21 protein-coding genes are annotated in these 11425 nt (G+C 28.2%); 14 read left to right on the top strand and 7 right to left on the bottom strand.

Going from position 1 to position 11425, the window contains the following annotated elements:
* Window positions 1-210: an NAD(P)H dehydrogenase assembly family protein gene (locus EU91_RS0108545; protein ID WP_032524287.1), complete on the bottom strand. Its 210-nt coding sequence runs from the start codon at window positions 208-210 to the stop codon at window positions 1-3.
* Between the two features lie 106 nt (window positions 211-316).
* On the opposite strand from EU91_RS0108545, the gene ftsH reads away from it, so the two are divergent.
* Window positions 317-2230, top strand: a complete 1914-nt coding sequence (ftsH, locus tag EU91_RS04950; protein ID WP_032524286.1) for an ATP-dependent zinc metalloprotease FtsH — start codon at window positions 317-319, stop codon at window positions 2228-2230.
* Here the strand turns inward: ftsH and clpP are convergent.
* Complete coding sequence (clpP, locus tag EU91_RS04955; RefSeq protein ID WP_032524285.1) at window positions 2227-2814, bottom strand: ATP-dependent Clp endopeptidase proteolytic subunit ClpP; 588 nt, start codon at window positions 2812-2814, stop codon at window positions 2227-2229. The genes ftsH and clpP overlap by 4 nt on opposite strands.
* Before the next feature lie 35 nt (window positions 2815-2849).
* Between clpP and psb29 the strand changes: the two genes are divergently transcribed.
* On the top strand, window positions 2850-3497 hold the full coding sequence (gene psb29 / locus EU91_RS04960; protein WP_032524284.1) for a photosystem II biogenesis protein Psp29: 648 nt from the start codon (window positions 2850-2852) through the stop codon (window positions 3495-3497).
* A gap of 147 nt (window positions 3498-3644) precedes the next feature.
* Here the strand turns inward: psb29 and petN are convergent, their stop codons facing one another.
* Window positions 3645-3746 (bottom strand): cytochrome b6-f complex subunit PetN, encoded by a 102-nt coding sequence (gene petN / locus EU91_RS0108540; protein ID WP_032513475.1) that lies wholly within the window; start codon window positions 3744-3746, stop codon window positions 3645-3647.
* A 116-nt stretch (window positions 3747-3862) separates the two neighbouring features.
* Here petN and EU91_RS04965 point away from each other — a divergent pair, with 116 nt between their 5' ends.
* Entirely contained in the window at window positions 3863-4141 is a 279-nt protein-coding gene (locus tag EU91_RS04965; protein WP_032524283.1) for a DUF2103 domain-containing protein, read from the top strand.
* 8 nt (window positions 4142-4149) lie between these two features.
* Window positions 4150-4386, top strand: coding sequence for a hypothetical protein (locus EU91_RS04970; RefSeq protein ID WP_241433929.1), 237 nt, complete (start codon window positions 4150-4152; stop codon window positions 4384-4386).
* Window positions 4387-4392: 6 nt separating this feature from the next.
* Here EU91_RS04970 and EU91_RS04975 read toward each other — a convergent pair whose 3' ends face one another.
* On the bottom strand, window positions 4393-4662 hold the full coding sequence (locus EU91_RS04975) for a hypothetical protein (protein ID WP_032524281.1): 270 nt from the start codon (window positions 4660-4662) through the stop codon (window positions 4393-4395).
* Window positions 4663-4793: 131 nt separating this feature from the next.
* Between EU91_RS04975 and EU91_RS04980 the strand changes: the two genes are divergently transcribed.
* From EU91_RS04980 to EU91_RS04985, 3 genes are all read left to right on the top strand, one after another.
* Window positions 4794-5231 carry a hypothetical protein gene (locus tag EU91_RS04980; protein WP_032524280.1) on the top strand — a complete coding sequence of 146 codons (438 nt, stop codon included), beginning with the start codon at window positions 4794-4796 and terminating at the stop codon, window positions 5229-5231.
* Window positions 5232-5312: 81 nt separating this feature from the next.
* Window positions 5313-5489: a hypothetical protein gene (locus tag EU91_RS09335; RefSeq protein WP_193741600.1), complete on the top strand. Its 177-nt coding sequence runs from the start codon at window positions 5313-5315 to the stop codon at window positions 5487-5489.
* Window positions 5490-5531: 42 nt separating this feature from the next.
* Window positions 5532-5882 carry a hypothetical protein gene (locus tag EU91_RS04985; protein ID WP_032524279.1) on the top strand — a complete coding sequence of 117 codons (351 nt, stop codon included), beginning with the start codon at window positions 5532-5534 and terminating at the stop codon, window positions 5880-5882.
* A gap of 308 nt (window positions 5883-6190) precedes the next feature.
* Here the strand turns inward: EU91_RS04985 and EU91_RS0108535 are convergent, their stop codons facing one another.
* A complete protein-coding gene (locus tag EU91_RS0108535; RefSeq protein WP_032524278.1) occupies window positions 6191-6373 on the bottom strand; it encodes a hypothetical protein in 183 nt (60 codons plus the stop codon).
* Between the two features lie 139 nt (window positions 6374-6512).
* Between EU91_RS0108535 and EU91_RS04990 the strand changes: the two genes are divergently transcribed.
* Complete coding sequence (locus EU91_RS04990) at window positions 6513-6707, top strand: hypothetical protein (RefSeq protein ID WP_032524277.1); 195 nt, start codon at window positions 6513-6515, stop codon at window positions 6705-6707.
* 14 nt (window positions 6708-6721) lie between these two features.
* Here EU91_RS04990 and EU91_RS04995 read toward each other — a convergent pair whose 3' ends face one another.
* A complete protein-coding gene (locus EU91_RS04995) occupies window positions 6722-6928 on the bottom strand; it encodes a hypothetical protein (protein WP_032524276.1) in 207 nt (68 codons plus the stop codon).
* A gap of 137 nt (window positions 6929-7065) precedes the next feature.
* On the opposite strand from EU91_RS04995, the gene EU91_RS09330 reads away from it, so the two are divergent.
* The gene (locus EU91_RS09330) at window positions 7066-7236 is read left to right on the top strand and encodes a hypothetical protein (protein ID WP_193741599.1); all 171 of its coding nucleotides are present in this window, start codon (window positions 7066-7068) and stop codon (window positions 7234-7236) included.
* Between the two features lie 57 nt (window positions 7237-7293).
* On the opposite strand, the gene EU91_RS05005 is transcribed toward EU91_RS09330, so the two are convergent.
* Window positions 7294-7494 carry a hypothetical protein gene (locus tag EU91_RS05005; RefSeq protein WP_032524274.1) on the bottom strand — a complete coding sequence of 67 codons (201 nt, stop codon included), beginning with the start codon at window positions 7492-7494 and terminating at the stop codon, window positions 7294-7296.
* A 214-nt stretch (window positions 7495-7708) separates the two neighbouring features.
* Here EU91_RS05005 and EU91_RS05010 point away from each other — a divergent pair, with 214 nt between their 5' ends.
* The 5 genes from EU91_RS05010 (at window position 7709) to EU91_RS05030 (ending at window position 11425) form a co-directional block, all read left to right on the top strand.
* Complete coding sequence (locus EU91_RS05010) at window positions 7709-8077, top strand: hypothetical protein (protein WP_032524273.1); 369 nt, start codon at window positions 7709-7711, stop codon at window positions 8075-8077.
* Between the two features lie 130 nt (window positions 8078-8207).
* Window positions 8208-9527: a DUF2130 domain-containing protein gene (locus EU91_RS05015; protein ID WP_032524272.1), complete on the top strand. Its 1320-nt coding sequence runs from the start codon at window positions 8208-8210 to the stop codon at window positions 9525-9527.
* A gap of 96 nt (window positions 9528-9623) precedes the next feature.
* Complete coding sequence (locus tag EU91_RS05020) at window positions 9624-9905, top strand: translation initiation factor IF-2 N-terminal domain-containing protein (RefSeq protein WP_032524271.1); 282 nt, start codon at window positions 9624-9626, stop codon at window positions 9903-9905.
* 84 nt (window positions 9906-9989) lie between these two features.
* Window positions 9990-10403: a hypothetical protein gene (locus EU91_RS05025; protein ID WP_032524270.1), complete on the top strand. Its 414-nt coding sequence runs from the start codon at window positions 9990-9992 to the stop codon at window positions 10401-10403.
* A 35-nt stretch (window positions 10404-10438) separates the two neighbouring features.
* Window positions 10439-11425: a ligase-associated DNA damage response exonuclease gene (locus EU91_RS05030; RefSeq protein ID WP_032524269.1), complete on the top strand. Its 987-nt coding sequence runs from the start codon at window positions 10439-10441 to the stop codon at window positions 11423-11425.

The following is an 11425-nucleotide window of genomic DNA, read 5'->3' as shown; positions in this document are numbered from 1 at the left end:
TTAAATTTTCTCAACCTTATCAACATCGATTAAAAATGAACCTCTTCTGAACTTTATTTCAAGAGTACCTGGAGATTTGATTGATAGGACTTCTCCAATTTCATCAATAGCAACAAGATCAGGTGGTCTCAACATCGGCATATTATCTGAAGTCTTCAAGTAAGAGACTGGCGCAATCAACTTAACCTTATCGTTGATCTCAAATTTCATTTATAAATTAGATACATTCATGAGTAGTATAAGCACAAAGTTATAGAAAATATCAACGAAATGCACTGATTCATTCTAGAATCCATGAATTAACTACTGCAAATTAATGAATCAGAAAATCAAAACATTAATTTTATGGGCTTTACCTATACTTTTAGTAATAGTGCTTTCCTACCAATTTTTATCCTCAAGCAATGTTGACTCACTTAAATCCAATGGGACTACTGTTGCACCAAGGAATTCTGCGGTAGCAAGAGTAAGTTACGGCAGATTTTTAGATTACATTAATTCAGGTAGGGTTACATCTGTTGATATTTTTGAGGGAGGAAGAAATGCAGTTATAGAGACAATAGATTCGGATTTAGATAATAAAGTTCAAAGGTTAAGGGTAGATCTTCCAGGATTAACACCAGAACTCATAAATATCTTAAAAAATGAAGGAATAAGTTTTGACGTGCATCCAATTAAAACAGCCCCACCTGCATTAGGAATTTTGGGTAATTTACTTTTCCCAGCTATTTTAATTGGGGGCTTAATTTTATTAGCCAGAAGATCAAGTGGTATGCCTGGAGGTCCTGGGCAAGCAATGCAATTTGGGAAAACAAAGGCAAGATTTGCAATGGAAGCTGAAACAGGGGTTGTTTTCGATGATGTAGCAGGTGTTAACGAAGCTAAACAGGATTTACAAGAGGTTGTCACTTTTCTGAAAAAGCCAGAAAAGTTTACTTCTGTAGGTGCAAGAATTCCGAAAGGAGTTTTATTGGTAGGACCTCCTGGCACTGGTAAAACCCTTTTAGCAAAAGCAATAGCTGGAGAAGCCGGTGTCCCATTCTTTTCATTGTCAGGTTCTGAATTTGTTGAGATGTTTGTTGGTGTAGGTGCAAGTCGAGTGAGAGACCTTTTCAAAAGAGCTAAAGAAAATAGTCCTTGTCTAATTTTTATTGATGAAATCGATGCTGTAGGAAGGCAAAGAGGGGCTGGTATTGGTGGAGGTAATGATGAAAGAGAACAAACTCTCAACCAATTACTTACTGAAATGGATGGCTTCGAAGGTAATAGTGGGATAATAATAATAGCCGCCACAAACAGGCCTGATGTGCTTGATTCAGCACTTATGAGACCAGGCAGATTTGACAGGCAAGTAACCGTAGATGCACCTGATATAAAAGGCAGACTGTCAATATTGGAAGTTCATGCTAGGAATAAGAAACTGCAAGATGACTTAACGCTTGAAAGCATTGCGAGAAGAACACCTGGTTTTACTGGTGCAGACTTAGCAAATTTATTAAATGAGGCTGCTATTTTAACTGCAAGGAGAAGAAAAGATTCTATTAGTATTTCAGAAATTGATGACTCTGTAGATAGGATTGTCGCAGGGATGGAGGGTTCTCCTTTAACTGACGGAAGAAGTAAAAGATTAATTGCATATCATGAAGTTGGCCATGCTCTAATTGGCTCATTAGTTAAAGATCATGATCCTGTACAAAAAGTGACAGTGATTCCAAGAGGTCAAGCAAAAGGATTAACTTGGTTCACCCCAGACGATGAACAAACACTAGTTAGCAGAGCTCAACTTAAAGCAAGAATAATGGGTGCTTTAGGAGGAAGGGCTGCTGAGGATGTTGTTTTTGGAAAAGGTGAGATTACAACTGGAGCTGGAGGGGATTTCCAGCAAGTTGCTTCTATGGCTCGCCAAATGGTTACTAGATTTGGAATGAGTAATTTAGGTCCAATAGCTTTAGAAAGTGGGAACCAAGAAGTATTCGTTGGTAGAGATTTAATGACTAGAAGTGAAGTTTCTGATTCAATATCCAAACAAATTGATGAAAGCGTAAGAGTAATGGTTAAAGAATGTTATAAAGAAACTTACGCTATAGTTAGCAAAAACAGAGAAGCTATGGATAAAATAGTAGATTTATTAATAGAAAAAGAAACATTAGATGGTGAAGAGTTTACAAGAATCCTTTCTAATTTCACTTCCATTCCTAAGAAAGAACGAACTCCTCAGCTATTAAGTTAAACTTTAATAGGTTTTTTATCGAGGACTAGATCAATTAATCCATATTCAACTGCTTCCTTAGGTGACATATAAAAGTCTCTGTCTGTATCTTCTTTGATAGTTTCATAATCCTTGCCAGTTCTCTCTGATAATTCTGTATTAAGTCGCTCTTTTAAAAACAAAATTTCATCCGCCTGAATTCTAATATCACTAGCTTGACCTCTAGCACCCCCAAGAGGTTGATGAATCATTATCCTTGAATGTCTGAGGCTGCTTCTTTTACCTTTAGTACCTGCCGCCAACAAAAAAGCACCCATACTGGCTGCTAACCCTACACAAACTGTGTGAATATCAGGCTTAACATGTTGCATTGTGTCAAAGATACCTAAACCATCGTAGACGGATCCCCCTGGTGAATTTATGTACATATAAATATCCTTGTCAGGGTCCTCTGCTTCAAGAAATAATAATTGAGCAACAATTCTGTTAGCAGTCTCACTAGTAACTTGTTCCCCTAAAAAGATTATTCTCTCTCTTAATAATCTTGAATAAATATCAAATACTCTTTCACTTCCACCTGATTCTTCTAAAACTAAAGGGATCATAATAATATTTATCTGTTTATAAGATATTAACGATATTGAGTCAACATACGCTAACCTTATTAAGGTTTACATATAAAAAATTGAAAGAAAAATTGACTGTTTCAGATAGCAAAAAGTTATTTCATGAACAATTCCCTTACGTTATTCCAGGTTTATATAAAAGAATAGTTGATGAAATGCTTGTCGAACTTAATCTGTTAAATCATCAAAATGAATTTACACAGGATTATCTCTTTTGTGTAGGTCTCACCGAAACATTCAAAGAATTAACTAAAGGATACAAACCAGAAAAACATTTGGATCTACTTTTTGATTCTTTATGCAGTTCAACAAATTTTGAAGCAAAGGAAATTAATCAAATCTCTCAAAAATCTCAAATAGAATTTAAGGATAAGTCATCAAAAGATATATTGAAATTATTAAAAGAAAAAAGCGATTCCAAACTTTATCCCTCAAGGATATTAAATTTAGGGGTATACATATTAGTTTCAAATTCCCAAGATTTCAAATTGAAAAATGAATCTGAGATAAATAAATTAATCTCTGATATTTTTGAGAATTTAAAATTATCTACTAATAAAGCAGAAAAAGATATTGGGATTTACAAAAGTAGCATATCAAAAATGGAACAAGCAAAAGAATTGATTGAAGAACTGAGAGTAAAAAATAAGAAAAAAGACTAAAGAAAAATAACTATTTCTTTAATCTTCTTTTATCTTTCCAGGAGACATAAGATATATAAATTACAGCTAATGTTATGAATATAAGTAAAACAAAAGATGTTAAGATAAGAAATTTATTAAAATATACTTCATAAGTTAAAAAAGAAATCATATATCAATGGAGCCATCCCCATTTCTTCCCCATACAACCATAGCAATTGAAAAAGTAAAGATTGCAGCTAATGAGGCCCACCCTATTTGAAAGATCATTTGATTAGAATTACTATTTTAAATATAACAGAACTTCAAAATTTTTTTATAATTTCCAAGGTAACTTTAAATTCTCATTAACAAAATTTTCTAAATATAATTAAATAAAAAAGAAATTGGGCAGGCTAGTTTTAAATCATAGTACTAATTTAGATGGCCTAATACCCATACTCAAAAAATTAGCACTAAACATAAATATAAAGACAGTAACGCCTGCTGTGATATCAAGAGTAAGAGGAAGATCTTCTAAATTAATAATTAGATTGTCAGTGAAAACTAAAAACGGATATAAGGCTATAGCAAGAAAAGGCAAAACAGCTCAAGAAGTTTTTATTTCAACAGACTTAAATAAAGATCAATTAAAACAGATAATAGATATATATAATGATAAATAATCTAATAAATGAAAATAAAAAAAAACCACTATCTTCAAATCATGAGATTAGTAAATGTATCTTTATTTTTACTTGCTTTAGTCATCTTTGGAGATAAATCCTTATCACTTACTAATTACCAAATAAAAAAATTTTGTGAAAAGGAGAAAAATCAACAATTTTGTATTAAAAATCTAAAAGAAAAAAAATCTAAACTAGAAAAAGGATATCTAATTGAAATACCTGTATCACCTTATAGAAAGTGATAACAATTAAATTTCAAATTCTGATTCAAAAAGATTAAAAGCCTTTTTATACTTTGTTAAAAAGCCTTCCGAATTTTCATTAAATCCTACTTTTTCATAATCTTCTTTTAATTCATCATATAAATAAACAACTGCATTGAATGCATTCATATATTCTTTTTGAATATCTTCATCATCAATATCATAAATTTTGGCCAAAACTAATTCGACATTTTTTTTAGAAGAATATATTTTTTTTTCGAAATCTTTATTTAACTTTCTCCTTTTTTTTATCATTTATAATTTTTGTTTAAATACAAATTTACAATACTAAAATTCATAGATAAATTAAATCAAAACTTATAATATGAATATATAGTTTCCAAATCAAAATAAAAACCCTCATCCCAAATAAGGTATTTGATTATATGAATAAAAAAGAAAAAGGTAATCCTAAAAGTTTAAGAAACCAAAATAATGATCCGAATAGAATGAATACTTCCGAAACCTCAAAGAGAAAGAAAGATAGAGAACTACCATGGTGGGTAGAACTATTATTTGTCCAATTAGGATTACCAGAAACCATACTAATAAAATTGTTAAAAGCCAAAAAGAAATCTAGAGAATTTATTAAAAATGACAAAAGAACATTAATAATATTTTTCTTCATAATTGCTGTAATGACATATTTTTATCCAGTTATTAAACATGCTAAAAATAAATTAGATTGTGAAGCAACAGCTAAAAATTACATTATTAAGAATAAAAATATAAAACGAATTACCAAAAGAGAACTAAAAATGTTATCAACAAACTTTTGTTATGGTGGAGAAGAAGTTTACGAAATAGAGAATTTTAAAAACTAAATTTTTAATAATTTTCTATTTAATAACATATTAAATATTATAATAATTCCTTACCTTTAATTAAATTTATATTTTCATACTATGTCTGATGTAAACAAAAAAAAAGAAAACGTAAAAATGCATTTAAAAGATTTAAGGCAAAATCTTAAAAAAATGCATTTGGCAGTTACAGAAGAATTAACATTGCCTAAGCCAGATGAAGTCAAAACATTGATGCTAAAAGTAGATAAACTGTTAAGTTTAATAGAATCAAATTAACTTATAATTTAAATAACTTTTAACCACCAAAAGATTCAACAAATGAAAAGGATAAAATCAATTTCTCAAATATTTTTTGTTTTAATTTTCTCTACTTCCTGTAGTAATTCAGTTATTAAAGAATTACCCTTAATAAATTCTGATGAAAATATTAAAGAGAATCCTAATATAGAAAAGAAAAGGATGGAAATAAAGTTTTCATGTGGAGAAGATGGAATTTCAAAATACCTAGATGATGGATGGATTATCTTAAAAGAAGATTCTCAAGAAAAGATTTGTACTTGGCAATCTGTTCCTGCCACAAAGGATTGTGATATGGAAAAAGATAAAGGATGTAAAATAACTAAGCCTGATAAAATCGGTGAAGAAAAAATTTATTTATTAGAAAAATAAGCTTTTGGTATGAATCAGAAATCTGAACATATAATTGATTTAATTTTTAAGAAATTAAAAAGTTACAAAGCAAAAGAAATCTTCTTAGAAAAAGAAAATTTTAAAAAATTTATTTTTTCACTTTTCAAAGAAAACTGAATTAAAGGGTAAATATTATGAAAATTGCTATATTTAAATTACTTTAAAGAAGTAATAATGTATAGTTTCTCATCTTTGACTATAGTTTTAATAATTACTTTTATTGTTAGTCTTTATTTTTTATTTAAGGTTACTTCTAACCAAAAGAATTAAAAATAGTTCTATATTATTTAGATAATTGGGTCTTCCCTAAGTAGTAAAACTGTATGGTTATTTAATCCATCCTGTATCCATTCTTTATATTCCTCAAAAACACACTTACTATCTTGATTATCTAGGAGGCTAATTCTTTTTTTTGCGTTATCTATTGATAATTTAATGCAAAATTCATAGTCTTTCGGATTTTCTTGCATAAAGGTTTTTTTGAATTTTAGTTAAATTAATCAACCATTATGTATTAAAAATTACATTAAAACGCTTTCGTTTGATTAAGAGTATCAAGCAATACTGAACAAAAATTGTAGTATTTGTAATAATTACAATTTTAAATTCATGTCATACGAAGCAGGAAGTAAAGAATGTAGACATTTGATAGAAGCTAAAGATAGTCTTCTCTCAGCTATGGAATCTTTAACTAATATAAATTCTACTGATCTATTACAAATCCAAATTAAAGAGATTTACAATAAATTAGAACAAATGCACGATAAACGTAAAAAAATAGAATCTGCTACTAATTATTTATAACATCTTAAGATGATTCAATAATTACCAAATTGACTATTTATTTTTTTTACTCTTTTATCCGATAACAAATCAAGCAAAGCATTTAATTGCGCATGTACTTCCTTCGCTTCATTTAAATCTGGTAACAAATCTTCTTTTATAAGCATTTGATGCATTTCTCTAAGCTCTAACCTTATATACCTAAGGTGAGAACTTACTTCTTCTCTTTTTGTAGCACTCATATTTGCTTTTGGTTCATTACATTATACAATATTGTGTTTTTATGATTCCTAGATGAATTTGGCTAAATCAAATAGTTATTTAAGATTAAATATAATATCAAGCCTTTTATATGTTGCGATATAGTAAGATAATTTTCATGAAAAAGAAAAAATCAAAAAAAATTCAAACTAATACAAATAAAAATCTTAAATTAGGTCAAACAAAAAATTCTGCAAAATTAGTTCTTTTTATATTTGGAATTGGTCCAATAATAGGCATATTAATATTTTTATACAGCAAGGGGTTTTTTAATTCTCCAACTATGTGAATCTTAAGAATTCAAAATTAAGCTTAAAATTTTAAACTAAAGGAAAGTATAAAATTATTAGAATTTTTTTAATGAAAACACTCTAAATTCTGCCATTTTTCTTGCATTTGTAGGATTCGATAGTAAAAAAGGGTGGTCAGACAAAAGTTCAAATACTTTATCTATCTTTAATCGTAGATCCTCACAATCAATATTTTTCCATTCCTCGTCAAATGAAACTGCAAAACTGTCAGCATTATCATAAAGCTTATCTTTCATAGGTATTTAAATTAAAATTAAAAATTTTTTAAAATTTTGAGCTCATTATAAAAAGCTCTTAAAGGAAGCTTTTAAACTATTCTAATAATTAATTAAGGAAAAATTATAAATATCATAATCATACTTTCTTCTGGTAAACAAATTTAGCCTTATTACAATCTAATTCAAATCTTATTTGACAGAAGTGTTACAATAACGACATATAGTAAGAACTATGGAAAATAAAGTTAAAAGAATAGGATATCTTCCTAGAAAAAGAGTTCTTGAAATTATTGATGAAATATCCAAGAGCGAATCTATAAGCAGATCAAAAGTAGTTGGAATATTAGTTGAGGAAGCATTAGATGCCAGAGGAATAGCAAATTTTGGATTTGGCAACATTAGCAAATCTAATACATACAAATCGGGTATTTACAATGAAGCACAAAATAAGAATATGCACTTAAAAGATGCTGAAGATGAATTTGTTGATGATAGTGGTTACACAGTTTCTTCTCACAAAACATTAGATCGCTCAATATCATCTGCAGACATTGAATTGGCAAATAAAATTAACATCCTTAAAGAATCTGGATTAATATGACTAGCTTTGAGAATTTATTTTATTTTTTAATGCATATTAATGGATCTTTGTTTATTCTTAGTCAAGAATAATATTCTTTTTAAATAATTCGAATATTCAATCACTTCAAATATTAATTTTGTTATAAAAAATGAAAGATATTAAATGTCCATCATGCGGAAAGACATTTCGAATTGATCCCAGCAGTTTTGAAGAAATACTTCTTCAAATAAAAGATGAAGAATTTAATAAGCAAATAGAACAAAGACTTCTATTAGCACAAGAAGATAATAAAAAAGCTTTGGAAATTTTAAAACGTGAGTTAAAAATACAGTTAATAGAGCAAAATCGTATTAAAGAATCTGAGATCAAAACTCTTGAATCTAAATTAAAAATAGCTGAAGAAAAGAAAACAAATGCTCTTAATGATTTAAAAAATCAAGCAACAAATAAAATTAATTCACTGAATAATCAATTAATCAAATTGAAGGATGAAATTAAAAACCAGTCTTTAATTTCAGAACTAACTTTAAAAAACAAAGTTAATGAAGCAGTTACTAATTTAGAAAAAGAGAACTCATCATTAACAAATTCTATTGAAAAGATAAGGCTTGAACATTCAATTAATGAAAAATTAATTGAAGAAAAGTATAAAAGTAAAATTAGTGAAAGAGACCTGACTATACAGGAGTTAAGAGAAATGAAATCTAGATTATCTACAAAGATGGTTGGAGAAACATTAGAAATCCATTGCGAAACACAATTTAATCTGAATCGTGCTTCTGCGTTTAAAAACTCATATTTCGAAAAGGATAATGATGTCACCTCTGGAAGTAAAGGTGACTATATATTTAGAGAATTTGATGAAAACAAAACTGAAGTCGTATCTATAATGTTTGAGATGAAGAATGAAAGTTTAAATGGAACTAATAAAAGAAAAAACGAAGATTTTTTAAAGGAATTAGATAAAGATAGAAAACAAAAATCTTGTGAATATGCAGTACTCGTATCGCTTCTAGAACCAGATAGTGAACTATATAATGCTGGGATAGTAGATGTTTCTCATAGATTTCCAAAGATGTACGTCATAAGACCACAATTTTTCTTACCAATCATATCTCTATTAAGAAATGCCTCTATGGAATCCTTAAAATACAAATCACAAATTGATTTAATGAAACGTGAGAATTTTGATATAACTAATTTTGAGAGTACTCTTGAGCAATTCAAAAATGCTGTTGGTAAAAATGTTTCACTTGCCCAAGATAGATTTAATGATGCAATTTCAGAAATTGATAAATCAATAACCCATTTACAAAAAACTAAAGAGGCTCTAGTTCTCTCAAAAAAACATCTTTTGTCCGCAGACAGCAAATCACAAGATTTAACAGTAAAGAAATTAACTAGAAATAACCAAACTATGAAGAAAAAGTTTAATGATTTAAATAATTTCGAAGATGAAGTAGCCTAATTAAAAAAGTTTTTGAAATTAATAATAGTTAAAAATATCTTTTATTTCTAAATTATAAATATACTATTAATAATAAATTTCATAGTAAAGAAAATAATGTCTATCAACACTCCTATTTTCAGTATTGCCAAAGATCTTAATGTAGAAAGTAATAGAATATTATTAGCCTGCAAGAAACTAGGAATAAACGCAAAAGGTGCGACAAAAAGATTAAATGAAGAAGAAATAGAAAAAATTAAAAGTTATTTTGAAACGGGCAAAAATGCGTCAGATGAAGTGATCAATTTAAATAAACTTAAAACCAAAAGCAGTTCTAAGAAAAATGTAGAAAAGGTAAAAATAAAATATTTTGCAAACAGACTTATTCGCAAATCTTAAATAAAAATAATTTTATCTTATTACATGAAGAAAGAAGCCACAGAAGAAAAAAATAATAATTTATTATAAGTAAAAATACTTAAAATGAGCATAAACAAAATTTTAAATTCTCTCGAAAAATCATGGGAAAGAGATGTAATTCTTTTAAATATAAAGAAGGGGTTTGGAACTAATGAGATAGTTAATGAATTTCTTGTAAAAAACGAAAGACAAATTAAAGAATTAAATTCCTTATTAAAACCAGAGGATATTGATGTATTAAATCAAGTAGAACAACTTTCAACTTGCGAATCTAAATTAATAAATGAGATCAAAAATTTAAATTTCTTAGAAAATAATGAGAAAGATAAAATAATTAATAATGAAAAAATTTTTCGATCTAATAGAGTTTCCATTAACATGATTAGATCATTCATGATTAACTGGAGCAACAGAGTTGTGGTTATTGCTTTAATAACAATTTCAGCCATAGCTTTATCAAAACAAGCGTGGGCATAATTAGCTAAATTAACTTCATTTTTAGAGATGTAGTTTTGAGAATTAAAAAAGAAGATTTAATTAGATACAAAGATGGAAATCTTTACTGTGAACTTGCCGATATTTGGATTGATCCAAGTAAGCCAGTAAAAACAGCGCTAATAACTCATGCTCATTTTGATCACTTTACATTTGGCTGTGAAGAATACATTTCTACTAACGAAACTGCGATACTTCTTAAAGAAAGAGTTGAAGGTAATATAAAAATTAAGACTTTTGATTATGGAGAAGAATTCAAGATAAATGGCATAAATATTTCTTTTCATCCTTCCGGACATATCCTTGGATCTAGTCAAATAAGATTTATTTTTGCAGAAGAAAAATGGCTAATTTCAGGTGACTTTAAGCTTCAAGAAGATGAGACTTGCAAAAACTATGAAATAGTAAAAACTGATTATTTAATAAGTGAATGTACTTTTGGATTACCAATATTTAAGTGGGATGCAACGAATAAAATAGCAAATGATATTTCAAAATGGATAACTAATTCCCCAGAAAAAACTTCTTTACTTTTCTGCTATTCACTTGGAAAAGCTCAAAGATTATTAAACGAAATTAGTCAAACAAGTTTTAAAGGTAATATTTATTCTCACAGCAGTATACATAAAATGAACAATATTTATAAAAAACTTGGAATTGATATCAAAGATACAATGAAAATCGAAAATAAAAAAAAGATTGATGAACTTAAAGGAAGTTTAATATTGTTACCGCCATCTTTAAGTAAAGGCTCATATTTAAAAAATTTCAAAAATATTCAAACAGCCTTTGCGAGTGGATGGATGTCAATAAGAGCTCTAAGAAAAAGATCAGGATATGACAAAGGATTCGCAATCTCTGATCATGCAGATTGGGATGGGATTCTAGAAGTCGTAAAAAACTCAGAAGCAAAAAATGTATTTTTTCATCATGGAGATAGTGAAGCCTTAAGTAAATATTTAATTGAAAAGGGATCAATAAATGTTCTTTTCTTCAGCGAATAA

Origin of the sequence: Prochlorococcus marinus str. GP2 (genome assembly GCF_000759885.1) — a bacterium.
GTDB lineage: Bacteria > Cyanobacteriota > Cyanobacteriia > PCC-6307 > Cyanobiaceae > Prochlorococcus_A > Prochlorococcus_A marinus_J.
The sequence above is the reverse complement of the archived record's forward strand: the minus strand, read 5'-3'. Positions and strand labels throughout refer to the sequence as shown.

Excerpts from the sequence above, each read along its gene's own strand:
- EU91_RS0108545 (WP_032524287.1), bottom strand. The coding sequence starts at position 210 with ATGAAATTTGAGATCAACGATAAGGTTAAGTTGATTGCGCCAGTCTCT.
- ftsH (WP_032524286.1), top strand. The coding sequence starts at position 317 with ATGAATCAGAAAATCAAAACATTAATTTTATGGGCTTTACCTATACTT.
- clpP (WP_032524285.1), bottom strand. The coding sequence starts at position 2,814 with ATGATCCCTTTAGTTTTAGAAGAATCAGGTGGAAGTGAAAGAGTATTT.
- petN (WP_032513475.1), bottom strand. The coding sequence starts at position 3,746 with ATGATCTTTCAAATAGGGTGGGCCTCATTAGCTGCAATCTTTACTTTT.
- EU91_RS04970 (WP_241433929.1), top strand. The coding sequence starts at position 4,150 with ATGAAAATAAAAAAAAACCACTATCTTCAAATCATGAGATTAGTAAAT.
- EU91_RS04975 (WP_032524281.1), bottom strand. The coding sequence starts at position 4,662 with ATGATAAAAAAAAGGAGAAAGTTAAATAAAGATTTCGAAAAAAAAATA.
- EU91_RS04980 (WP_032524280.1), top strand. The coding sequence starts at position 4,794 with ATGAATAAAAAAGAAAAAGGTAATCCTAAAAGTTTAAGAAACCAAAAT.
- EU91_RS09335 (WP_193741600.1), top strand. The coding sequence starts at position 5,313 with ATGTCTGATGTAAACAAAAAAAAAGAAAACGTAAAAATGCATTTAAAA.
- EU91_RS04985 (WP_032524279.1), top strand. The coding sequence starts at position 5,532 with ATGAAAAGGATAAAATCAATTTCTCAAATATTTTTTGTTTTAATTTTC.
- EU91_RS0108535 (WP_032524278.1), bottom strand. The coding sequence starts at position 6,373 with ATGCAAGAAAATCCGAAAGACTATGAATTTTGCATTAAATTATCAATA.
- EU91_RS04990 (WP_032524277.1), top strand. The coding sequence starts at position 6,513 with ATGTCATACGAAGCAGGAAGTAAAGAATGTAGACATTTGATAGAAGCT.
- EU91_RS04995 (WP_032524276.1), bottom strand. The coding sequence starts at position 6,928 with ATGAGTGCTACAAAAAGAGAAGAAGTAAGTTCTCACCTTAGGTATATA.
- EU91_RS09330 (WP_193741599.1), top strand. The coding sequence starts at position 7,066 with ATGAAAAAGAAAAAATCAAAAAAAATTCAAACTAATACAAATAAAAAT.
- EU91_RS05005 (WP_032524274.1), bottom strand. The coding sequence starts at position 7,494 with ATGAAAGATAAGCTTTATGATAATGCTGACAGTTTTGCAGTTTCATTT.
- EU91_RS05010 (WP_032524273.1), top strand. The coding sequence starts at position 7,709 with ATGGAAAATAAAGTTAAAAGAATAGGATATCTTCCTAGAAAAAGAGTT.
- EU91_RS05015 (WP_032524272.1), top strand. The coding sequence starts at position 8,208 with ATGAAAGATATTAAATGTCCATCATGCGGAAAGACATTTCGAATTGAT.
- EU91_RS05020 (WP_032524271.1), top strand. The coding sequence starts at position 9,624 with ATGTCTATCAACACTCCTATTTTCAGTATTGCCAAAGATCTTAATGTA.
- EU91_RS05025 (WP_032524270.1), top strand. The coding sequence starts at position 9,990 with ATGAGCATAAACAAAATTTTAAATTCTCTCGAAAAATCATGGGAAAGA.